The sequence below is a fragment of the Pseudomonas sp. LH21 genome (assembly GCF_036549575.1).
Taxonomy (GTDB): domain Bacteria; phylum Pseudomonadota; class Gammaproteobacteria; order Pseudomonadales; family Pseudomonadaceae; genus Aquipseudomonas; species Aquipseudomonas peradeniyensis.
Window position 1 is genome coordinate 1,662,438 of record NZ_CP144367.1, and the last position, 22,607, is coordinate 1,685,044.

Annotated in this window: 17 protein-coding genes; all 17 read left to right on the plus strand. The window is 60.1% G+C overall.

Annotated elements, in window-relative coordinates:
* Window positions 1–49 precede the first annotated feature (49 nt).
* Window positions 50–3,613, plus strand: coding sequence for a glycosyltransferase (locus tag VUG52_RS07810; RefSeq protein WP_262951829.1), 3,564 nt, complete (start codon window positions 50–52; stop codon window positions 3,611–3,613).
* 60 nt (window positions 3,614–3,673) lie between these two features.
* Window positions 3,674–6,409, plus strand: a complete 2,736-nt coding sequence (locus VUG52_RS07815; protein ID WP_262951830.1) for a glycosyltransferase — start codon at window positions 3,674–3,676, stop codon at window positions 6,407–6,409.
* A gap of 177 nt (window positions 6,410–6,586) precedes the next feature.
* A complete protein-coding gene (locus tag VUG52_RS07820) occupies window positions 6,587–7,237 on the plus strand; it encodes a hypothetical protein (protein ID WP_262974390.1) in 651 nt (216 codons plus the stop codon).
* Between the two features lie 575 nt (window positions 7,238–7,812).
* Window positions 7,813–8,583 (plus strand): glucose-1-phosphate cytidylyltransferase, encoded by a 771-nt coding sequence (gene rfbF / locus VUG52_RS07825; protein ID WP_050706696.1) that lies wholly within the window; start codon window positions 7,813–7,815, stop codon window positions 8,581–8,583.
* Entirely contained in the window at window positions 8,565–9,638 is a 1,074-nt protein-coding gene (gene rfbG, locus VUG52_RS07830; RefSeq protein WP_262974389.1) for a CDP-glucose 4,6-dehydratase, read from the plus strand. Before rfbF ends, rfbG begins: the two co-directional genes overlap by 19 nt.
* Complete coding sequence (gene rfbH / locus VUG52_RS07835) at window positions 9,635–10,957, plus strand: lipopolysaccharide biosynthesis protein RfbH (protein WP_331832651.1); 1,323 nt, start codon at window positions 9,635–9,637, stop codon at window positions 10,955–10,957. Before rfbG ends, rfbH begins: the two co-directional genes overlap by 4 nt.
* Entirely contained in the window at window positions 10,957–11,652 is a 696-nt protein-coding gene (locus tag VUG52_RS07840) for a sugar phosphate nucleotidyltransferase (RefSeq protein ID WP_331832652.1), read from the plus strand. The genes rfbH and VUG52_RS07840 overlap by 1 nt, the downstream gene beginning before the upstream one ends.
* Entirely contained in the window at window positions 11,649–13,013 is a 1,365-nt protein-coding gene (locus VUG52_RS07845; RefSeq protein WP_331832654.1) for a GHMP family kinase ATP-binding protein, read from the plus strand. The genes VUG52_RS07840 and VUG52_RS07845 overlap by 4 nt, the downstream gene beginning before the upstream one ends.
* Window positions 13,010–14,581 (plus strand): N-acetylneuraminate synthase family protein, encoded by a 1,572-nt coding sequence (locus VUG52_RS07850; protein WP_331832656.1) that lies wholly within the window; start codon window positions 13,010–13,012, stop codon window positions 14,579–14,581. The genes VUG52_RS07845 and VUG52_RS07850 overlap by 4 nt, the downstream gene beginning before the upstream one ends.
* The gene (locus VUG52_RS07855; protein WP_331832658.1) at window positions 14,520–14,909 is read left to right on the plus strand and encodes a TIM barrel protein; all 390 of its coding nucleotides are present in this window, start codon (window positions 14,520–14,522) and stop codon (window positions 14,907–14,909) included. The genes VUG52_RS07850 and VUG52_RS07855 overlap by 62 nt, the downstream gene beginning before the upstream one ends.
* A gap of 43 nt (window positions 14,910–14,952) precedes the next feature.
* Window positions 14,953–16,740, plus strand: coding sequence for a thiamine pyrophosphate-binding protein (locus VUG52_RS07860; protein WP_082337810.1), 1,788 nt, complete (start codon window positions 14,953–14,955; stop codon window positions 16,738–16,740).
* A gap of 1 nt (window position 16,741) precedes the next feature.
* Window positions 16,742–17,503: a TylF/MycF/NovP-related O-methyltransferase gene (locus tag VUG52_RS07865; protein WP_050706690.1), complete on the plus strand. Its 762-nt coding sequence runs from the start codon at window positions 16,742–16,744 to the stop codon at window positions 17,501–17,503.
* Entirely contained in the window at window positions 17,496–18,584 is a 1,089-nt protein-coding gene (locus tag VUG52_RS07870; protein WP_262951838.1) for an FkbM family methyltransferase, read from the plus strand. Before VUG52_RS07865 ends, VUG52_RS07870 begins: the two co-directional genes overlap by 8 nt.
* Window positions 18,577–19,887, plus strand: coding sequence for an FkbM family methyltransferase (locus tag VUG52_RS07875; protein WP_262951839.1), 1,311 nt, complete (start codon window positions 18,577–18,579; stop codon window positions 19,885–19,887). The genes VUG52_RS07870 and VUG52_RS07875 overlap by 8 nt, the downstream gene beginning before the upstream one ends.
* 60 nt (window positions 19,888–19,947) lie before the next feature.
* The gene (locus VUG52_RS07880) at window positions 19,948–20,595 is read left to right on the plus strand and encodes a class I SAM-dependent methyltransferase (protein ID WP_050706687.1); all 648 of its coding nucleotides are present in this window, start codon (window positions 19,948–19,950) and stop codon (window positions 20,593–20,595) included.
* Window positions 20,592–21,509 carry a nucleoside-diphosphate sugar epimerase/dehydratase gene (locus tag VUG52_RS07885; protein ID WP_050706686.1) on the plus strand — a complete coding sequence of 306 codons (918 nt, stop codon included), beginning with the start codon at window positions 20,592–20,594 and terminating at the stop codon, window positions 21,507–21,509. The genes VUG52_RS07880 and VUG52_RS07885 overlap by 4 nt, the downstream gene beginning before the upstream one ends.
* Window positions 21,510–21,514: 5 nt before the next feature.
* Complete coding sequence (locus VUG52_RS07890; protein WP_256206019.1) at window positions 21,515–22,597, plus strand: NAD-dependent epimerase/dehydratase family protein; 1,083 nt, start codon at window positions 21,515–21,517, stop codon at window positions 22,595–22,597.
* Window positions 22,598–22,607: the final 10 nt, after the last annotated feature.

Genomic DNA, 22,607 nt, shown 5'->3' on the forward strand with positions numbered 1-22,607 from the left:
CTGTCCCTTCCGGGGTAGTGCGCAGGCCTCTTCCAGCAGGTTCCTCATCGTGAATCACTTGGCTCTCGTCAGCATCGCCATTCCGGCATTCAATCCAGATTTTCTGCATGCTGCTCTGATGAGTGCACTCAGCCAGGACTATCCGAATCTCGAGGTCCTGGTGTGTGACGACAGTCGTGGCGACGAGATCTGCCGCATCGTCGACGATGTGATCAAGCAAACCGACAAACCGGTGCGCTACCTGCGCAATCCGCAGACCCTTGGATTCGGTCGCAATTTATTGATGTGTGTCGAGCAGGCGCGCGGCCAGTTGATCAAGTTCCTGTGTGACGACGATCTGCTGTTCAGCACTTGTGTCAGTGAGCAGGCGGCGGTGCTGAACCAGCATGCCGATGTCAGCATGAGTGTCTGTCAGCGGATGCTGTGTGCGGCGGACGACTCACTGCTGCCGTCGCGCATGCTGAATATGCTGATGTGTCCGCAGGATGCCGTAGTCAAGGGGGCTGACCTGCTTGAAGCGCTGGAGTCGATGGGTTCCAACCTGTTTGGCGGATTGAGCCATGCGCTGATGCGCCGTGAGCTGGTGCAGGAGTTTCTGCCCGCGTTGGTCGAAGGCGGATTTGTTGCGCGTCTGGACATGGCGCTTTATCTCTGCATGATGCGGCGCGGTAATCTGGGGCATCTGGAGCGCTTCCTCAGTCTGGAGCGGCTGCACCCGGGAAGGCTGAGTCATCAAGCCGGTATGACCTTGGTCTATCCCACCGAAACCCTGTGGATCAAGGCGATGCTGGAAGCGCGTAGCAGTGAGGCGGCGCCGGCCAAAGGCTGGGTGCGCTATATACCACTGGCGTGCTACGACGGCGCGCAGGACGCCCATTGGGAGGAGTACGACCTCAATGGACTGCGTGCACTGCAGGAAGCCCGGGTGCATCAACAGCTGGGAAGCGATTGCCTGTCCTTCGAGGAAATCTACAGCCAATGGCTGGATTGTCGCCGCTTGTCGGAGGCCCAGCTCAAGCTGCTGCCGAAGCGTTTCGAACGTTGGCCGTCCCGGCCTCGCATCGTACCGGTGATCTGGGCCGGGGAAGGTGACGAGCAGGCCTTGCGCACGACCTTGGCCAGTCTCGCCGAGCAATCCTACGCGCCAGCCGCCTGTTGGGTGTGCGCGCCAGTCGAGATGCACTTGCCTGAGACCCCCGGTATCGAGCGCTTGCCGGCACAAGGCAATGGTCTTGCGCAGTTGCAGGCGCGCCTGGCGCAGGGAGATGCTGACTGGGTGTTCCTGTTGCAGGCAGGTGATCGCCTGGTGCCCCACGCCTTGGCCATCATGGGCGAACGCATGGCCTTGCGAGATCGTGTCTGCATGTATGTCGACGAAGGCAGTCATGACAACCTGCGTGCGTCGACACCGATCTTCAAGCCGGATTTCAATCTAGATCTGATGCGTAGCCTGCCGTATGTAGGGCGCTTGCTGGCATTCGAATGCAAGGCACTTCTCCAGGTGGGTGGCTTCGATCTGGATTTCGACATCCTGGCCCCTCACGATCTGTTCTGGCGCTTGGCAGAGACGCGTGGACTGCAAGTCATCGAGCACGTCGACGAGCTGCTGGTGCATTGCCAGTGGGACTTCGCCCAATGGTTGAGTGATCCGCGTTGCGTGGCGCAGGCACCGCGTGTGGTGCAGGCACATTTACGACGACTCGGGGTAGACGCCGACGTGGTCGGGGCATCCGACCAGGCATTGTGCCGCGTGGCCTACCGGCATGAAACCCAGGCAGGGGTTTCGATCCTGGTGAGTGTGGGGGACGATCTTGTAGCGGCGAGGCGTTGTGTCGAGTCCTTGTTCGAGCATTGCACCTATGCCAATTTCGAGGTGCTGCTGATTGCCGTCACGGATACCCCGGCTGACCTGCGCCAATGGCTGCAGGCCATGCAGAGCCTGGGCAGCGACCAGTTGCGGGTGGTCGAGGTGTCCGCTGGCAACCGGGTGGCGCGGCTTAACGAGGCGAGTCTCACCGCGCGCGGCGAATACCTGTTGATGCTCGACACCGCCTGCATGGCCTTTGAACCGCGCTGGTTGGTTGAACTCATGGCCCAAGCCCAGCGCCCGGAAGTCGGTGTGGTCGGGCCCAAGCTGTGCACGCCATCAGGCACTGTCTTCGGCGCTGGCCTGGTGCTGGGGCTGCACGGTGAGGCAGGTAGTCCCTTTGTTGGTTTGCCGGTGGATGCCAATGGCTACATGCACAGGCTTGGTTGCACGCAGAACTGGAGCGCTCTGTCCCTGGACTGCCTGCTGGTGCGTCGGGAGGTCTTTCACGCCTTGGGCGGCTTTGATGTCGAAGGGTTGCAGGGTGGGCTGCAGGATGCCGATTTCTGCCTGAGGGTCGCAGAGCAGGGCTATCTGGTCGTCATGACGCCCATGTCGATGGTGGCGCGCCTGACCAGTCAGCAAGGTGAGGTTCAGGGTGGCCCGCAGGGTAATGCCGACAGCGAGGTCTTCCACGATCGCTGGCTTGCCAGGCTTGCCCGCGATCCTGCCTACAACCGCAACCTCAGCCTGACAATGACCAGCTTCAGTCTGGAGCCCGGTCTGCGCCAAGGCTGGGATCCGTTCCTGGAGCGGGTCTTGCCGTCGGTGTTGGCGCTGCCGGTCAACTCGTCCGCCGTTGGCCATTACCGGGTCTCACAACCCTTCCGCGAGCTGGAGAGTGCCGGCTGGATCCAGGGGCGGCAGAACTACCGGGTACCCGGCTTGATCGAATTGGAGCGTGAAAAGCCCGACGTCATCGTGTTCCAGTACCGCAGCCGGATGAGTTCGGTCGAGGAGATCGGGCGAGCGGTGCGTGCGTCCAGCGCCCGCCATATCTACGAGATCGATGACTACATCATCGGCGTGCCTGAACGAAACGATCATTCGCGCAACATGCCTGCCGATATTCGCGAGGCGGTCAGCCTGGGTGTCTCGATGTGCGATCGCGTGGTGGTTTCCACCCAGCCGCTGGCGGATGCCCTGTCGAGCATGCATCAGGATATCCGGGTGGTGCCCAACATGCTGGCCGCGAAGCTGTGGGTCGGCCTTGCCAGTGAGCGCCAGACCACTGCGCGTCCACGGGTAGGCTGGGCGGGCGGTACCAGTCATCGGGGAGATCTGGAGCTGCTGCAGGAGGTGATCAAGACCCTGGCGGGCCAGGTCGACTGGGTATTCTTCGGCATGTGCCCGGATCCGCTGCGGCCTTATGTCAAGGAGTTCCACAGCGGCATACCGATGTCGGAGTACCCGCGCAAGCTGGCGAGCCTCAACCTCGACCTGGCATTGGCGCCACTGGAGCAGAACCTGTTCAACGACTGCAAGAGCAACCTGCGTCTGCTGGAGTATGGCGCTTGTGGTTTCCCGGTGATCTGCTCCGACACCAAGGCCTATGATGGCTATCTTCCTTGCACCCGGGTCGCCAGCAACAGCACCGCCGAGTGGCTTGACGCGATCCGCATGCACCTGGCCGATCCCGACGCCAGTTACCGCCAGGGTGAGGCTCTGCGTGAAGTGGTGTTGCGCGACTATGTCCTGAACGAGCGTCACCTGCAGCATTGGGCCAACGCCTGGTTGGCCGACTGATAACGCCATGTGCCGCCTGCGAGCGCATGGTCATACTGGAATCTGAGTATCGGGTACCCCATGACTGGACAAACATCCGTAAACACTTCGTCGCCCCTCGATACCCACGTCGTACTGCTCGGCAGCGAAGATCTGGGTTATCGCGAGCGTGCGTTTGCCTACCTTGACGGTAGCGGTCATGCCGCCACCGTAATTGAGGGGAGCAGTGGCGAGCAGGTACGCGAGGCGCTGAAGCGGGTGCTCGAGGAGGTCGATGCCCCCTACGTGGTGCTGACCAGGGACAGCGACTTCCTGCTGCCCGAGGCGATGCAGGAGGCCCAGGTCTGGCTGGCCGCCAATCCGCAGGCGCAGGGTGTGCAGGGGTACGCGCTGGGCATGCGTCCCGGCAACAGCACGGTCAGTTATCACCGCCTGGGTGAAACAGCACAGCCTCAGCACGGTCCAGGCATGCGTGACCGTGTGCTCGCACACGCCATCAGTGGCCTGCAGCCCTGGCGTGCCGTGCTGCGGGTGAATGCGCTGCGAACGGCTCTTGCCGATGCTTCGGCGCGGGTAGATGGCGAGGACTGGCTGGTAGGATTGTCATTCGCCCTGTTGCGCCAAGGTGAAATCCCGGTGTTCGAGCAGACTCTCGTAGTGAGCGAATGCCGGGAACAGGTAGTCGATCCGGATACGCTGGCGCCGGTCATTCGAGCCTTGCGCCAGTGGGATGAGCAACAGGCAGGTGAGTTCGAAGGAGATGAAGGCTTCGCCATCCTCCGCCAATTCGTATTGGCCACGGCGACCGTCGGTGCCGCTACGCTGCTGTTCGCATCGCCCTGGACCAGCGTTGTCCATGCGCCTGAGCGCAGCTTCGAGGCTCGCCAGCATGTCGAGCTGCCTTATTACAATGCCAGGGTATTCCGCCAGTTGTCGGAGTTGGAGTTCTTGGTGCACGCCTGGCCGGTGGGGCGTGAGCATGTGCGCGCGGTGGAAGGGGCATGGGTGCGCCAGCGCGACTTGCTGCAGCGCCATGCCAACGACAACCTGATGACATTGCGCGGGCGGTACTGGGAGGCTTTGGCGGTCAATCTGTTCTCGCCGCAGGTCTGCCAGTTGCTGCTGGAGGTGCTGGAAGATGATGAGCAAGAGGCGCGCGAGGAACTGGTGCATTGGCTCGATCGCCTGGTGCAGGTCGGGGCTCCGGAACTGACGGGCTGCCTGGCGCGGACAGCCTCGGGCCAGGTGCTGCAAGTGCTGGCGGCTGCGACCCTGGATGAAGCCGCCAGGCAGCGGGTGCAGAAGCATCTGGACGCTGGCCAGCGTCCACAGATCGCCTTGCTGGTGCTGGACCTTGAGGATGATGACGCTGCCCTGCAGCGGACCTTCGATACCGTGGTGGCCAGCGGCCTGCGCGACTTCCGTCTCGTGGTGCTCAAGGCTGGAAGCCTGCCGGCGATCACGACCGCACGGGACACCCTGCATTTCGTGAAGGTTACCGCGGACAATGTCGTTTCGCATCTCAACCAAGTGATCAGGCAGTTGCCCAGTGAGTGGCTGATCCTGATGCGGGCCGGTGACGAGCTGGCGGGCAGTGGCCTGTTGCGTCTGCAGTTGGAGCTGGCTCAGGCCGAAGGTCTCAAGGCTGTGTGTGGCAACGAGGTGCAGCGTGACAGTGAGGGTCGCCTGGTCAGCGTCCTGCGGCCAGGGGCGGATTTCGACCTGCTGCGCAGCCGTCCCGACCTGATGGCCCCGCACTGGTTGTTGCGTCGAGAGGTGGTGCTGGAGGTAGGCGGCTACAGCGACACCTGCCGTCAGGCGCTTGATCTGGACCTGCTGCTCAGGGTGGTGGAGGCCAATGGGTTGGCCGGCCTGGCGCATATAGACGAATACCTGGTGATCGGTAGCAGCCAGTGCGAGTCGATGCTCGCGGATGCTCAGGTTACCTTGGGTCGACATCTGGGGCAGTTGGGTTATCGCGGGCAGGTCGAGCAGGGGCACGAAGGGCGCCTGTTCATCGACTTCCGTCATCCGACCACGCCGCTGGTCAGCATTCTGCTGGATGCCGGGGATGACATGCAGCAACTGGGCACCAGCCTGGCCAGCATCCAGCAGCGTACGCGTTATCCACGCTACGAAGTGTTGGTGGTCACCCGTGGCGAGCAACGGCAGGAGACGAGCCTGGGCGGGCGAGTGAGGATGCTGTCGTGTCCGGCCGCGAGCTCGGCGGAGCGGCTCAACCAGGCCATTGGCGAGGCGCGCGGTGAGTATCTGGTGCTGATGAGTGACCGCAGCCAGGTGTCCAGTCCCGGATGGATCGAGAGCCTGCTCAACCAGGCCCAGCGCCCCGAGGTGGGCCTGGTCGGTTGCCAGATGCATGACGAGGCCGGGCGTGTGAGTCATGCCGGCTATGAACTGCTTGAAGGCGGGCAGGTTCATGCCAGCTGGCTGGGGCTTGGCTTGGAAGAACGTGGTGAGGCCTTGGGGCTGGATGTCGTGCGTGCCTGCCAGGCGGTTTCGAGCGATGGCCTGATGGTGCGCAAGGAAGTGCTTGATGCGCTAGGTGGGCTTGGTCGGGGCCAGGCGCCGGATATCGAGCTGTGCCTGCAGGTTTCCCAGGCGGGCCTGCTGGTGCTGATGGCGCCTCAGGCGCAACTGGTCAACCAGGGCGTGCCGGTGCTGTCCGATGCTGCGCTCCAGGCGCTGGTCGCACATGCGCCCGCGGCGTTCGCCCGGGCCGTTGCGGTGGATGGGGCAATGGGTCTCGCGCAGCCGGCAGATGCAAGTGGACCGCGTTGGTTGAACGCGTTGGGCTGAAGGGCAGCTTGAACCTTCTAGTGTCCTGTCTCGGAAGTACGTTCTCTTTTGGCGAGTGGCAACGCTGGTCGGTCGCCCAAGGCGCAGCGAAAAGTGAACAGCTTTTTTCCGAGACAGGGCACTAGGTGGGTAGGGCGCAGTACAGGAATAGATCCAGGCCCTGTGCCTTGAGGAGAGGTGACAGCCTACTCGGGTGAGCAGCTTCAAAAGTTCCCGGACATCAAACTCGCGCCAGCGGGCCTGGTTGATGGCGAAGCGTTTTTCCTGGAAATGCAATTTTGCATTGATTTTCTATGCGATTATGCATATTCTTTGGTGGTCGTCACTAGCGGGGCGTTTAAGCGTGATCAATCCCCCGTGATGGGCACGGGGCCTGCTGGTGACAAACTCAAGGAAAAAATTATGAAAAGGATGTTGAGTCGGGTATCGATCTTGGGCATCGCCTTTGGTGCGGCCTTGACTGTGCAGGCAGGCGAAGTGCCGTCAGGCTACTGGAGGTTGTCTACCTTTCACGTCTCTAATGGTGCCGCTGCCACGGTGCAGATGGTTTGTTTCAAGGCCAACAAGACCTGGTACTCCACTACCGAAGCCAACTGGAATGGTGCATGGTTTGCAAACGGCGATGAAATTCACTGGTATGGCAGTGTTCCTCTCGCCGACTACGGCAACGTAGCGACCATTGGTATGGGAGCGCTGTCGGGGGCTGTGAGTATGTCGGGGAAATACGCGGAATGGTCCGCCCCTGGCAATGCGCCCTATAGGTTTGACAGGCATTACACCTACACACTGACTTACCAGCAGGCAGAGTGTCCACCTCCCAAGCTGTGAGCGCTAATGTGAAACAACCTCCGATGGATCCGAGATTCAAACTGTATGTCTGGGAGCTCTCGATCTATAAATCGCTTCCTCACGAGGGCGCGAAAATCTATCGGTGATTGGCGATGGGGCTGCGTAGGGCGCATGGTTTCGCGCTTTGAAAGGCGGCTTGGTGCGGCGATTTATTGACAGATTCATGATGATCGGAAGCGCTCCAGCTGGCTTTACATCATGCCCCTTCCTGTAGAGCAAACGCTGGTGACCCTAGTCGTTAACTCTGCGCCTTTCCCCTCGTTCTTTGCCGCTTGATGCTGCGGTGACGCCGTTACGTGCTGGCGACTCTCTGTGTGATTACACAAGCCTGGATTTACTGATCCCCCCATTGAACTGATTGAGCTAAGCACAGCCCGGCATCCTGCCGGGCTGTGCATCCGGGCTTGTCGGCCAATCTCGTGCGGGCGAATCGCTAGGCGGTGCTTTACCCGGGCGCGAGTTGGCAGTCTTTTTGCTAAGTCTGCTCAAGTAGCTGAATTGGTCAGTATTTTGTCAGCCCGTCCAGGGTAGCGGCCTTCCAAGGTAAGTCGACAATGAAAACAGTCATCCTGGCCGGCGGCCTGGGTACACGCATCAGCGAAGAGTCGCATCTTCGTCCCAAGCCGATGATCGAGATCGGCGGCAAGCCGATCATCTGGCACATCATGAAGATCTACTCCCACCATGGGATCAACGATTTCGTGATCTGCCTGGGCTACAAGGGCTATGTGATCAAGGAGTACTTCGCCAACTATTTCCTGCACATGTCCGACGTGACCTTCGACATGTCGGAAAACCGCATGCACATTCACAACCGCAACGCCGAGCCGTGGCGGGTGACGCTGGTGGACACCGGCGAGAACACCGCCACCGGCGGGCGGATCAAGCGGGTGCGCGACTATGTCGGCGACGAGACCTTCTGCCTGACCTACGGCGATGGGGTTGCCAATGTCGATATTCCCGCGCTGATCGATTTCCACAAGAACCACGGCAAGCTGTCGACCGTTACCGCCGTGCAGCCACCCGGGCGCTATGGCGCGCTCGATGTGCGGGGCGAGCAGGTGCAGGGTTTCCAGGAGAAGCCCCTGGGTGACGGCGGCTGGATCAACGGCGGTTTCTTCGTGTTGGAGCCGGGCATCTTCGACTATATCGACGGTGACGACACCACCTGGGAATACGAGCCCATGCGTGCGCTCGCCCAGGACGGCCAACTGATGAGCCATACCCACCGCGGTTTCTGGCAGGCCATGGACACCCTGCGTGACCGCAATTACCTCGAAGAGCGCTGGAAGTCGGGAGAGGCGCAATGGCGGGTATGGCCGTAAGCCGCGATTTCTGGGTCGGGCGTCGGGTATTCCTGACCGGCCACAGCGGCTTCAAGGGCGGCTGGTTGGGGCTGTGGCTCAGCCAGTTGGGTGCCGAGGTGTATGGCTATTCGCTCGCACCGGACACCCAGCCTGCGCTCCACCAAAACGTGCGCCTGAACGAGTGCATGGCGGGCGAGTTTGCCGATATCCGCGATGCCGGGCACCTGGTGCGCAGCCTGCAGGCGTTTCGCCCCGAAGTGGTCCTGCACCTGGCCGCGCAACCTTTGGTGCGTGAGTCGTACCGGACCCCGGCAGACACCTACGCAACCAACGTCACCGGCACCCTCAACCTGCTCGAGGCTGTGCGCCAGTGCGATACGGTGCGTGCGGTACTGGTGGTGACCAGCGACAAGTGCTACGAAAACCGCGAATGGTTCTGGCCTTATCGCGAGCAGGATCCCCTGGGCGGCCATGACCCCTATAGCAGCAGCAAGGCCTGCGTAGAACTGCTGTGCGCGTCGTGGCGCGATTCCTTTCTGCGCGAGCGTGGTGTCGCGTTGGCGACCGCCCGTGCCGGCAACGTAATCGGTGGGGGCGACTGGTCGGCAGACCGCCTGTTGCCGGACATCCTGCGTGCCTGGGACGCGGACGAGACGCTGACCCTGCGCTATCCGGGCGCGGTGCGGCCGTGGCAGCACGTGCTCGACCCCCTGCACGGCTATCTGCTCTTGGCCCAGGCGCTGGTCGAGCGCGGCCAGGCGGTGGCCCAGGCCTGGAATTTCGGCCCCGACAGCCAGGGCACGGCCACCGTCGGCGAGGTGGTCCAGGCCATGGCCGGGCTGTGGCCAGGCGAAGCGCGCTGGACGGTCGAGTCGCTCGGCCAGCCCCACGAGGCCGGGCTGCTCACACTTGATTCATCCCGGGCCCGTCAGCTGTTGGGCTGGCGCCCGCGCTGGGGCTTGCCGCAGGCCCTGCAACGAACCCTTGATTGGCATCGTGCCTGGCGCGACGGCCAGGACATGCAGCAATACAGCCGTGTGCAGATCGCGGCATATGAAGGCGAAAACCAATGACTGATCAAACGGCGCAGCAGTTGCGCCAGCAAATTGCCGAACTCGTCGGGCGTTACGCCGAACTGGAATTGGCAACGCCGCAGTTCGTGCCTGGACAGCATGCCGTACCGCCGTCGGGCAAGGTCATCGGTGCGCCGGAGTTGCAGGCCATGACCGAGGCGGTGCTTGATGGCTGGCTGACCACTGGCCGTTTCAACCAGGCTTTCGAAAAGCGCCTGGCCCGTTACCTGGGGCGCCGTGGCGTACTGACCGCCAACTCCGGGTCGTCGGCCAACCTGCTGGCGTTTTCCGCGCTGACCTCGCCGCGCCTGGGTGATCGTGCGATCCGCAAGGGTGATGAAGTCATTGGCGTCGCCGCCGGTTTCCCGACCACGGTCAATCCGATCCTGCAGTTCGGCGCGGTGCCGGTGTTCGTCGATATCGAGATGGGCACCTACAACATCAACCCGGCGTTGATCGAAGCGGCCATCGGCCCGCGTACCAAGGCGATCATGCTCGCCCACACGCTCGGCAATCCGTTCAATCTCAAGGTGGTGCGCGAGTTGTGCGACCGCTATGGCCTGTGGTTGATCGAGGACTGCTGCGACGCCCTGGGCGCGACCTACGATGGCCGTCAGGTGGGCAGTTTCGGTGACCTGGGGACGCTGAGCTTCTACCCGGCGCACCACATCACCATGGGTGAGGGTGGCGCGGTGTTCACCGACTCGCCGTTGCTCAAGCGCATCGTCGAGTCCTTCCGCGACTGGGGCCGGGACTGCTACTGCGGCCCAGGCGAGGACAACACCTGCAGCAAGCGCTTCTGCTGGCAGCTTGGCGATCTGCCGCAGGGTTACGATCACAAGTACACCTACTCACACCTGGGCTACAACCTGAAGATCACCGATATGCAGGCCGCCTGTGCCTTGGCGCAGATGGACCGGGTGGATGACTTCATCGCTGCGCGCAAACGCAATTTTGCCTGGCTCAGCGATCGCCTCGCCGGCTGCACCGAGCAACTGATCCTGCCTCATGCGACACCGAACAGCGATCCGTCCTGGTTCGGTTTCCCGTTGACCCTGCGTGACGAGAGTGGCACCGAGCGCCTGGACCTGCTGCGTCATCTCGATGCGCAGAATGTCGGCACGCGCCTGCTGTTCGCCGGCAACCTGACTCGCCAGCCCTACATGAAGGATCAGCAGTACCGTGTGGCCAGCGACCTGAGCGTGACCGAGAAAGTAATGAACGACACCTTCTGGATCGGCCTGTGGCCGGGGCTCTCGGAGGATCATCTGGAGCATGCGGCCCGCAGTATCGAAACCTACGTGCGGAGGCTGCGTTGATGCGCGCCTACGTCCTTTGCGGCGGCTTTGGCACGCGTCTGCAGAGTGTGACCCAGGGCGGCCAGAAAGCCCTGGTGCCGGTGCATGGCGCGCCGTTTCTGCAGGGCGTGCTGGGCCAGCTGGCACAGGCAGGCATCTCCCAGGTGGTGCTGTGCGCTCATTACCGTGCCGACCAGATGGCCGAGCAGCTTGATACCTTGGCCCAGGCCAGCGGTCTGGAGCTGCGACTGGTGGTCGAGGCCGAGCCGCTTGGCACCGGTGGCGCGTTGTTGAATGCCTTGGGCGAGCAGCCGGCCGATGGACGTTTTCTTGTGCTCAATGCCGACACCTACCTGGATGCACCCGCCTACCGCTTGGCGGTGGAGGCAGACGGGCATGCCATCGTCGGCGTCAAGGTCGAAGAGCGCAGCCGTTATGGCAGCCTGGCGACCGATGCCGCAGGCCACCTGTACGCCATCGAGGAGAAGGGTGCAAACGGCCCAGGCCTGATCAATGCAGGTGTCTACGCGTTCACCGCCACGGCGTTCGTCGACCAGACCGTGCGCGCCTGTTCCCTGGAGCGTGAGCTGCTGCCAACGCTGCTGGGGCGTGAGTCGATTGCCGTATGCCAGTATCAGGGTCGCTTCATCGATATTGGCACGCCCGAGTCGTTTGCCCGCTACTCCGCAGATTTCCACAGGGGCGCCGCGCAATGACCTCACTTGTCCAGACCTTGAGCATCAGCGAGCGGCACAGCATCCTCGATGCGGTCGAGCGCATCGAGGCCGGCACCCTGCAGATCGTCTTCGTCGTTGATGAAGCCGGATGCCTGGTGGGCGTGGTAACCAACGGCGACGTTCGCCGCCACCTGCTGCAGGGGGGGCAGACCGACCTGCCGGTGACCGCCTGCATGAACCGCCAGTTCCGCGCCGTGCCGGTCGGTACCTCGCGCGAGGAGCTGCTCAAGCTGTTCGACCTGGGGTACATCGCCCTGCCGGGTGTGGATGCCGAGCATCGTCTGGTAGAGGTCTATACCCGCCAGCTGGCCGCCAGCCCCGAAGTGCCAGTGCTGGCCCGGGCCCGGGCGCCGGTGCGCATGAGCTTCTGCGGCGGTGGCACCGACCTGACCTATTTCTTCATCGACCACCCGGCCGCCGTGCTGAGCTGCACCGTGGGCCTGTACGCCCATGCCACCCTGGTACCGCGCAATGACCGGCAGATCAGCATCCATGCCGAGGACCTGGGCCAGGAAGAACTCTTCGACTCCCTGGCCGATCTGTTGGCGGCCGACGGCAAGAGCCTGCTGGCGACCATCATCTCGGTGATCAAGCCCAGCTACGGCTTCGACCTGTTCCTGCGCTCGGACTTTCCGGTGGGCTCGGGGCTGGGCGGTTCTTCGGCAGCGACCACGGCGACCATCGCGGTGTTCAACGAGCTGCGCCAGGATCGCTGGAGCACCTACGAAATCGCCGAGCTGGCGTTCCAGTCCGAGCGGTTGTGCTTCGGCATTGCCGGCGGCTGGCAGGACCAATACGCCTCGGCCTTCGGTGGTTTCAACCTGATCGAGTTCGAGAACCAGCGCAACCTGGTGCATCCGATCCGACTGGAAGATGCGATCCGCAACGAGTTCGAATCCTGCCTGCTGCTGTGCAACACCGGTATTTCCCACGACTCCGGGCGGCTGCATGAACAGCAGCGCGAAGAGATCGAAGCACAGGACAACCAGACCGATCTGCTGCACGCCAGTGTGACGCTGTGTCGTCGTATGCACCGTCATCTCATTCGCGGCGAACTGCATGGCGTGGGCCTCTGCCTGGACGAAGCATGGCGCCTGAAAAAGCGCTTTTCTTCAGGGATCAGTCATGGGCGTCTCGATGAGATCTACGAGTCCGCCATCGCGGCCGGTGCGGTTGGCGGCAAGCTGCTGGGAGCCGGTGGTGGTGGTTTCTTCCTGTTCTATGTGCAGCCCCAGTCGCGTCAGCGCGTGATTCGCGTGTTGAACGGATTGGGCTGTCAAACCCAGAATTTCCGCTTTGAATCCAGCGGCGTAACCTCATGGCGAGCGAAAATCCAATGACTTCCATTCTTCTTGACGGCATCCCGCTGGGCGGCGAGCGCGTCTATGTCATTGCCGAGGTGGGCAACAACCACAACGGCTCCCTGGAGCTGGCACGACAGTTGGTGGACGCGGCCATTGCGGCTGGTGCGGACTGCGTCAAATTCCAGTTGCGCAACCGCGAGGCGCTGTACCGACGCAAGGCCGATGGCTCGCGGGCCGAAGATCTTGGCGTGGAATACATCCAGGACCTGCTGGACAAGGTCGAGCTAAGCCTCGATGAACACCGTCAGGTGCGTGCGTATTGCGCACAGAAGGGTATCACCTACCTGTGCACACCTTGGGATGAACCGAGTGTCGATGCCTTGGCCGAGTTCGATGTGGCGGCGCTGAAGATTGCCTCGGCGGACCTGTGCAACCCCTACCTGATCGCCAAGGCGGCCAGCCTGGGCAAACCGTTGATCCTGTCCACGGGGATGTCGTTCGAGCATGAAATCATCCGTGCGATCGAGCAGCTCAAGGCGTTGGGCACCCCCTTTGCGTTGCTGCATTGCAACAGCGCCTATCCGGCGCCGGAGTCCGACATCCAGCTGGGGTATCTGCGACGCCTGCAGGAGCTGCACGACCTGATCGGTTACTCGGGGCACGAACGCGGCACCGCCATCACCCTTGCCGCCGTTGCGCTGGGCGCCAGGCTGGTGGAACGGCACATTACTCTGGACCGCGACATGGAGGGGCCTGATCACCTGGCCAGTCTGGAGCCGACCGAGTTCCGCCAACTGGTCGACGGCATTCGCCAGTTGGAACTGGCGCTGCCATGGCAAGGTCCTGGCCGGCATGCCAGCCAGGGGGAACTGCTCAACCGTGAAAACCTCGGCAAGAGCGTGATTGCCGCCCAGGATATCGCGCGCGGTTGCGTGCTTGAGTCGCACATGTTGCGCGTCGCGAGCCCGGGCCAGGGATTACCGCCCTATCGACTGCCGGAGCTGCTTGGCAAGGCTGCCCAGCGCGATATCGCCTTGGGTGACTTCCTGTTCGAAAGCGACCTGGAAGAACAGCAAGCTGAGCAGCGGCTGGAGTTCCAGATGCCGATTCGCTGGGGGGTGCCGGTGCGTTATCACGACTTCCTTGACTACCGTCGTCGAATTCAGCCGGACTTGTTCGAGTTCCACCTGTCGTACCGCGATCTCAGCCTGGCGCCGCAGTCGTTCCTTGCGCCGGTCGACTGTTCGCGTCTGGTGGTACATGCCCCCGAGTTGTTCGAGAACAGCGAGTTGCTGGATCTGGTGGCCGATGATCCAGCCTATCGCCAGCGTTCCATCGACAACCTTCAGCGCGTGGTGGATGCGACCCAGCAGATTGGCGAGTTCTTCACCCATGCCGATGCCCGCCTGATCGTTGCCAACATTGGCGGGTTTTCCGCTGACGCTCCGCGTCCGCTGGCTGAGCGTGAGCAACTGTACGAACGCTTCCATGAGTCGTGCGCGCGCATTGACTTTGGCTCGAACAGAACTCATTCCGCAGAACATGGCACCGTTCCCTTGGCACTTCGGCGGCCAGCGTCACCAGAACATCTTCATGATGCCTGACGAGTTGGCGGCCCAGGCCCGTGACAATGGAATGCGCCTGTGTCTGGACCTGTCCCACCTGCAAATGACCTGCTTCCATTTCGGCCTTGATTTCCAAGAGGCGCTGACCTTGCTGCTGCCGTATTCGGCGCATCTGCACGTGGCTGATGCCAAGGGTACCAATGGCGAAGGCGTGCTGATGGGGACGGGTGATATTGACTGGCCTTCGGCGTGGGCACAGGTCAAGGCGCACCCACAGGTGAGCTTCATTCCGGAAGTGTGGCAGGGGCATAAAGATCACGGCGCAGGGTTTTGGTCGGCGCTGGCGTTTTTGAATCAATTGAATTGAGCCGAACGCTCGGCGGATAAGGGTTTGAGGGATGGGAAACAAAATGCGTGTAGCTGACTACATCATGAATCGATTGGCAGAGCTTGGTATCAAGCAAGTTTTCTTCCTGCCAGGTGGTGGTGCCATGCACCTGAACGATGCGCTGGGGCGCCACCCCGATCTTGAGCCAGTGTTGTGCCTGCATGAGCAAGCGTGCGGTGTTGCTGCCGAAGCAGCCGGCAAACTGTCTGGCGGCCCCAGCGCTTGCATGACCACCTGCGGTCCGGGTGCGACCAATGCTGTAACCGCCACGCTGGGGGCATGGTTGGATTCTACCCCGGTATTTTTCATTTCCGGTCAGGTAAAAACTGCTGACCTCAAGGCCGACAGTGGGCTGCGCATGTTGGGCGTGCAAGAGGTCGATATCGTCTCTATCGTGTCATCGATTACCAAGCGTGCAGTGACGTTAACCGATCCCGAGGCGGTAGCCGAAGTGTTCGATGAACTCGAACACGCCGCGCTCACTGGGCGCCGCGGTCCGGTCTGGCTGGATGTGCCGCTTGACGTTCAAGCGGTCCAGATCGATCCCTCCACCCTGCGCAGGGCGCAATTGCCGACACCGGCCAAGTCTGTCGAGTTGGCTGGCCCCGTAGCCCGTACTCTTGAATTGCTCAAGGGGGCCAAGCGTCCGGGGATTATTGCGGGAAGTGGCATTCGCATGGCTGGAGCGGTCGAGGCCTTCCGCCAGTTGGCGCAGAGTGCTGGCGTGCCGGTAATGCCGACCTGGCTGGCGATGGACCTGATCGAAGATGAGCACCCTCTCTATGGCGGCCGTCCGGGCTCCATCGCGCCGCGCTGGGCCAACTTCACACTGCAGAACTGTGATTTGCTGATTGTCCTCGGCTCACGACTTGACATGGCGTTGACTGCCTACAATCACGCTCACTTCGCACCCAAGGCGAAGAAAGTTGTGGTCGACATCGATCCAGCCGAAATCGCCAAGCTGCAGATGGAAATAGAGTTGCCAGTCGTATCGGACGTCAAGCCATTCATCGAGCAATTGCAGGCGGCGATTGACGTGGAATGTCTGCCGGACTTCGCCGCTTGGCGTGAGCAGATTGCAAGCTGGCGTGCGCGTTATCCATTGCTGCAACCAGAGCATGCTGACGATAGCCAGGGCGTGAGCATGTATCACTTCAGTGATCGACTCTCCGATCTGTTGAAGGAAGGGGATGTGATCGCTCCGGGCAGCTCCGGATTTGCCTCCGAGTTGTTTCTGCTGAATCTGCGTCTGAAAAAGCATCAGCGATGCTTCCATAACCGAGGTACCGGATCAATGGGCTTCGGAGTGCCTGCTGCCATTGGCGCCTGCCTGGCGGCGGGGCGCAAACAGACGATCTGCGTCGATGGTGACGGTGGTGTGCAGATGAACATCCAGGAGTTGGCAACCTTGGCCGCGCAGAAGCTGCCGATCAAGGTATTTGTCATCAATAACCAGGGTTATGCCTCGATACGTACATCGCAAAGTGCGCATTTCAAGTTGCTGGTGGGGGCCGATGCCAGCAGCGGCCTGCAACTGCCAGACTTGCAGCAGCTCACGGCGGCCTACGGAGTAGGGTATTCACGCATCGATAGTCATATGGCACTCGACGAAAAGCTGATGGAGGTGCTTGATCGCGATGGTCCGGTCGTTTGTGAGGTGGTGGTGCAGGTCGAAGAAGCCCGGGTGCCTCGCGTCATGACCCGCATCAACGAACAGGGCAAGCCGGAAACTGGGGCGTTGGAAGATTTGTACCCGTTCCTCCCTCGCGACGAGTTTGCTGCACAGATGGCCGTGTCGGAGCGTGATTGAGATGGCATGGCTCAAGAAAAAACTGACAGGTCTCAGCTATCGCTACCTACGCGGCACTACTCCATGGTCCCATGATCGTTCGCCGGAAATCCGTCATGAACGATTGCTGCCTTATGCCAGCTATGCCCCTTGGCATGGCGATCAGGCTTTTGTCAGAGCCCTTGGGTTGGTCCAGGCCAATACGTTGGTCGATAAGTATCGTCTTTATGAACTCTGGTCACTGGTACGGCAACTGGATGGTTTGGAGGGGGACTTTCTCGAGGTTGGCGTCTGGCGAGGCGGTTCGGGCTGCCTGCTGGCGCTGGCCAACCAACGTGCAGGGCGCCAGGTGTTCTTGGCGGATACCTTCTCCGGCGTGGTCAAGGCGGGTAGCCAGGACACCCGTTATCAGGGGGGGGAGCATGCTGACACCGATGTGCAGTTGGTCGAAAGCCTGGCCGCGAAATGCGGTGTTTCGGACAGTGTGAAACTGCTCAAAGGGATGTTCCCTGAGCAAAACGCGGAATGCGTGGCAGGTCAACTAGCACTACTGCATATCGATGTCGATGTTTATGACTCGGCGCGTGACGTTTTGATTTGGGCGTTGCCGCGTTTGTCGACCGGTTCCGTGGTTGTCTTCGATGATTATGGTTTCTTTGGCTGCGAAGGTGTCACCCGCTTGGTGAATGAGTTCATTGCCGAGAATCCTGATTTCCGCTTTGTGCACAATCTAAACGGGCACGCCGTGCTCGTGCGGGTGGCCCAAGGGGTCAGTCATGTTTGATAGGCAGAGCCACCGGCAGTTACTGATTTACGGCGCGCGCCTTGCGGGTCAGCGGGTACAGGCTTACCTGGCGGATCGTGACATTGGGGTTGATGGTTACCTTGACAGAGACGAGTCACTGTTCGAGGTGGATGGAATTCCTGTCATGACCGCCGGTAAGTGGGCCGACCGGCATGACCCATCGGAAGCCTGTGTGATCATAGGTTTGTTCAATAACTATGTAGATGTCGCTCAAGTCGTGCGTGACTTGCAATTGCTGGGCTTTGGGCGCGTCATGAGTCTTGTGGAGTTTGTCAATTATTTTCCTCAGGACCAGCCGTTTCGCTACTGGCTCGTCGAGGGCAACTTCTACAGAGCGCATGCTGACCGGATTGCCTACCTGCGAGCACACTTGGCTGACGAGACCAGTCGGCAGTTGCTCGATCGTATCGTCGAGTTCAGGACTTCCGGCAACTACCAATGCCTTCCCCCGCCCTCTGGGCGCCAGTACTTCCCAGCGGACTTGCCTGATTGGCCTCAGCCATTACGTTTCATCGACTGTGGGGCCTATATCGGGGATACGGTCATGGAAATGCGTGAGGCCGGTATGGACTTTGCGGCGGTCGCTTGTTTTGAACCTAATCTTGAGTATTACTCGACGCTGTCCCGCAGTGTGGCTGGCCTGAATGTCGTTAATTTTCCTTGTGGGGTTTCGAGCCACAATCGCCGTGTTGGGTTCGACGGTGCTCTTGGTGCTGGCGGGCACTTGGCGGAGTCGGGTGCAGATACGGTCACCTGCGTGTGTATTGACGACGCAGTGCCGGGTTTCGCGCCCAATCTGATCAAAATGGACATTGAGGGGGAGGAGCCGCAGGCGCTCGAAGGAGCACGGCAAACGTTGGTGCGGCATCGGCCCAATCTCGCCATCAGTGTTTATCACCGTGCCGAGCATCTCTGGACAATCTTCGAGCAGTTGCAGGGGTATGCCTTGGGCTACCGCTTCTATTTACGTTGTCATGCGCAGAGCACATTCGACACCGTTCTTTACGCCGTAACATCCTACAAAGCAAATATGCAGGCCGAGGATTCGCCCCATGGATAAGTTTCAGGATATCGCGTCCTTGTTTGGTGAAGACTGGGCGGAAGGAAAAAGTATAAAGCTACAGCTTGATGTGAACGGTGAAGTGCTGCCCCTCACGGTTCGTCTTGGTTTGAATACGCCGATTGCGGCTAGCGAAGGCGTCAGCCTGCGTTCTCCTGACAAGCTGGATGTTCTGAAGCGAGTGGGGGAATTCCCCGCTATGTCCGAATTGCTGTCAAGGGCGCCGTCCGACTTTCCCTATGAGGCGCTGGAAAGGCGGCTGCAGGCCAAGATATTTATCTTCGGTGCTCATCAAGTTGGGGTGTTGCTGGCGAGGCTTTATGCGGAGCGTGGTGGGCAGATTGACGCGTTCCTAGACAACGATGTTGCCAAGCACGGTTCTCAAATCGATGGAATACCGGTGTTGGCGTTTGATCGTAATAACATGCCAGAGGATGCTCTGATCGTACTGGGCAGCGGGCGTTACAGTGCGGTGATCGAGCAGGAGCTGCGAGCGCTGGGCTGGAGCAACATCATGACGAAGCAGCAGTTCCTGGCTGCTATTGATGCGCCTTACATTACCGAGAGTAGCTTCCGAAACTACCGGTCCACAGTGATTCGGCAGCGAGATGCTTTCTTATCAGCATTCCTCTGTCTGGATGATGAGCGTTCCCGTCAGGTTTTCGATGGCCTGATAGCGCAACGGCTGCATTTTGGACATGCCGCACAAGAGATTCGCTCACCCTTCGCAGATGAGTACCTGGAAGCAGACTTCGTCTCTCAGCTTGACACTCGGCATTATGTCGATGCGGGTGCATATAACGGCGATACGTTGGCCAGACTGGAGGCTAGATTCGGGCAGGTTGAGAGCGCCCTGTTGTTCGAGCCGGAGACCCTTGCCTTTCAGGCGTGTCGCGAAAGGTTTAGAGACCGAGCAGGGGTCAGAGCGCTGCAGGCTGCAATGACCGAGCAGCATTGTGAACTTCCTTCCCCTGCAAGCAACAGTTGTGACGTATTGGGCGAATTGTCCGCTGAGTCGCAGCATTGCGCCCCCGCGAATGTGGTCGGATTGCCGTTGGACGAAGTGGCTGACTCTGCTATCACAATGATCAAGTTCGATATTGAAGGCGGAGAAGAGGGGGCGCTCAAAGGTGCTCGCCAAGTCATTTTGCGAGATCGTCCGAAGCTGTGTGTCTGTGCCTACCATCGCAGTGACGACTTGTGGAAACTGGTCGATACGGTCCTGTCGATACGGGGCGATTACAAGGTGGGTGTAAGACACTACTCCGATATCGTCGACGACACCACGCTGTACTTTTATTGATGCTCCGGCTCGTGAGTGATTTCACGATTGATTAATAACGCTGAAAGGGTTGCTCGCTCGATGAGTTCCATATCCACTCCCGCTGATCGCCAAGCTTACTGGGACGATTTTTACAGCCGCCAGGACGTCGCGCTACCCCTATTGCCTTCGCAGTTTGCGGTCTTTGCCGCTAGTGATTTCCCCGGCGTGGACAGCGTTGTCGAGTTTGGTTGCGGCAATGGGCGAGATAGTGAGTTTCTTGCCATGACTGGTCTTCAGGTGTTGGCGCTCGACGCATCGTCTGAAGCGGTGGAGCTTTGCCGGCAGCGAACTCGAAGTGCCAACGTCAGGTACGAGCACTGCAGTGTCCAGAATAGTGCTGAAGTGCTTCGCGCATTTGTGGCTGATAAGCGTCGTGTTGTGGTTTATGCGCGTTTCTTCTTGCACGCAATCGACGAGGCGATGGAAGCGGTGTTCATGGACCTGCTGGCCACTGGGCTACCTACTGGAAGTCTGCTGTATTTTGAGTATCGGACCAAGGAGGACGAGCAGGTTCAAAAGAAATTTGGCCAGCACTACCGCCGTTACATCGATCATGAGGCGTTGATCTGCAAGTTGCGAGCGCTTGGCTTCTCGCTAGATTACCAAGTTCAGGGCCGCGGTTTTGCCAAGTATCGTGACGAGGATGCATTGGTCGGACGTTGCGTTGCAGTGAAGGAGCAGCCATGATTCCAATTGATTTTAAGGGCAAGCGTCTGGTCCTGTTCGGCGCGGGGCGTGTGGCTCGGCTTATGTTCTCCCGGTTTCCGGAACTGAATGTGGTTGCCTTTGCAGATAATGACAGCGCAAAACATGGCACTTTTGTCGGCAAGGTGCCTGTGGTGCAGCCTGAAGCATTGCGCCATCTGGAATACGACCTGGTAGTGATCAGCACGGGCTGGTGGGAAAGTATCACTGCCCAGTTGCAGGCTCTTGGGGTGGCCCCTTCGAGGATTGTGCTTCCGCCAAAGAACATGCTGGCGATCAATAATGGTGAGAAACCATTTTCCCATGCGCCGACCAAGGCGCTGGCTTTGGAGGTTCTAGGGTGTGTGGCCGATTTCAGTGCGCGTCATGCCATTCCCATCATGCTGGATTTCGGCACTTTGTTGGGTGCGGTCCGTGATGGTGATCTGATTCCATGGGACGATGATATCGATTTTTCTTTAAACGACCATGCGTATCCACTCTTCGTTAATCACTTGGCTGATTTGAAAGTCGCGTTACCCAAGCCTGCGGGTTGTGATTTGGACATGACAGTGCTCGAGGCAGAAGACCTCATCACCGGGGTTGCAGTTACCTATAGGAATGCTGTCGGGTGTAACGCCATCGTGCCGTTCGAGATAGGTTTCATGCGTCGTGTGATTGAAAATGGCCAGTCCGTAACCAAAGGGGCAGGGCCTTCGTTTATCGCGCCTGAGGTGCATTTTCACAACGTTGGAAGCATCACCTTCCTCGGCAAGCAGTTTTGCACGCCTGATGATGCACTAGGTTATTTGTCCTATGTTTACGGGGATTGGAAAACTCCTAGGCAGGATGTGACGTTGGCAGAATACCCCATGCAAGAGTCCGAATATCTTGAAACTTCCCGGACATTGGTTTGATCGTTGTGGATAGCATTTCGCGAACATTGTTGCCGATACCTGAAGCGTTGCTTCCTCTTCTGGCCAGTCTGGGGTTGCGTGATGCTTTTGCTGGAAAACACTTGCTTATTACCGGAGGTACCGGCTTTTTTGGTAAGTGGTTGCTTTCCGTGCTAGCTGAACTCAATCGCCAAGGGGCCGAAGTTACGGTAACGGTCGCTTCTCGCGATCCGCAGCGATTTCTATCCAGTTGGCCTGTTTGTCGTTATTTCACTTGGCTTGATTGGATTCCCGGAGACATCAGGGAGTTATCTGCCCTGCCTGGTCGGAATGCGGATTTTATCTTGCATGCGGCGGCAGATACGAGTGCTGCAGCGGGTGACAGGCCACTCGAGTTGTTTCAGACCATCGTGCAAGGTGCGCAGCGAGTGTATGAGCTCGCCTTGCGAAGTGGGATGGCAAGGGTTCTGATTACGGGGTCCGGAGCGCAATACGGGAGCCTGCCGGTGAGTGGCGGAGTTTGTGAGACTTACGCCGGGGCCTGTAGTAGCAATACACCGTCAAGTGCCTATGGGGAAGGTAAGCGGGTCCAGGAAACTCTGGGTGCCCTCTATGGCCACTCTCACGGACTGGAGGTAGTGATGACGCGCTGCTTTGCCTTTGCCGGCCCAGGCCTGCCGTTGGACGGTCATTTTGCTATCGGTAACTTTGTCCGCGATGCATTGCTGGCTGACGAGGTAGTACTCAACTCCAGCGGTGAGGCCGTACGCAGCTATCTGCATGGTGCAGATCTGGCGATCTGGTTGTTGACCCTCTTGATAAAGGGCAAGTCGGGTGTTGCATACAATGTTGGATCCGATAGTGCCGTCAGCATTGCCGAGCTAGCCCGGCGTGTGGTTGCGCGACTGGCTCCGCACAAGACTGTGCGAGTGCTCGGGCGGCCAGAAGGATTGTCGCGCTCGAATTACGTGCCAGACATCTCGCGGGCTCGCGAATTGGGGCTGGAGGTATGGACCTCCCTGGATGCGTCGATCGACAGTATGGCTACCTGGGCCAGTCGGGACGGGACTGATAGCGTCATTGGCCAATCCCGCTCCATTTCTGAATGAGCCCAGTGCT

Bases quoted from the DNA above. Each gene is read 5' to 3' on its own strand.
- rfbG (WP_262974389.1), top strand. From the start codon at position 8,565: ATGGCGGGTATGGCCGTAAGCCGCGATTTCTGGGTCGGGCGTCGGGTA.
- VUG52_RS07885 (WP_050706686.1), top strand. From the start codon at position 20,592: ATGATTCCAATTGATTTTAAGGGCAAGCGTCTGGTCCTGTTCGGCGCG.
- VUG52_RS07845 (WP_331832654.1), top strand. From the start codon at position 11,649: ATGACCTCACTTGTCCAGACCTTGAGCATCAGCGAGCGGCACAGCATC.
- VUG52_RS07855 (WP_331832658.1), top strand. From the start codon at position 14,520: ATGGCACCGTTCCCTTGGCACTTCGGCGGCCAGCGTCACCAGAACATC.
- VUG52_RS07880 (WP_050706687.1), top strand. From the start codon at position 19,948: ATGAGTTCCATATCCACTCCCGCTGATCGCCAAGCTTACTGGGACGAT.
- VUG52_RS07860 (WP_082337810.1), top strand. From the start codon at position 14,953: ATGCGTGTAGCTGACTACATCATGAATCGATTGGCAGAGCTTGGTATC.
- rfbF (WP_050706696.1), top strand. From the start codon at position 7,813: ATGAAAACAGTCATCCTGGCCGGCGGCCTGGGTACACGCATCAGCGAA.
- VUG52_RS07840 (WP_331832652.1), top strand. From the start codon at position 10,957: ATGCGCGCCTACGTCCTTTGCGGCGGCTTTGGCACGCGTCTGCAGAGT.
- VUG52_RS07865 (WP_050706690.1), top strand. From the start codon at position 16,742: ATGGCATGGCTCAAGAAAAAACTGACAGGTCTCAGCTATCGCTACCTA.
- VUG52_RS07815 (WP_262951830.1), top strand. From the start codon at position 3,674: ATGACTGGACAAACATCCGTAAACACTTCGTCGCCCCTCGATACCCAC.
- VUG52_RS07870 (WP_262951838.1), top strand. From the start codon at position 17,496: ATGTTTGATAGGCAGAGCCACCGGCAGTTACTGATTTACGGCGCGCGC.
- rfbH (WP_331832651.1), top strand. From the start codon at position 9,635: ATGACTGATCAAACGGCGCAGCAGTTGCGCCAGCAAATTGCCGAACTC.
- VUG52_RS07850 (WP_331832656.1), top strand. From the start codon at position 13,010: ATGACTTCCATTCTTCTTGACGGCATCCCGCTGGGCGGCGAGCGCGTC.
- VUG52_RS07875 (WP_262951839.1), top strand. From the start codon at position 18,577: ATGGATAAGTTTCAGGATATCGCGTCCTTGTTTGGTGAAGACTGGGCG.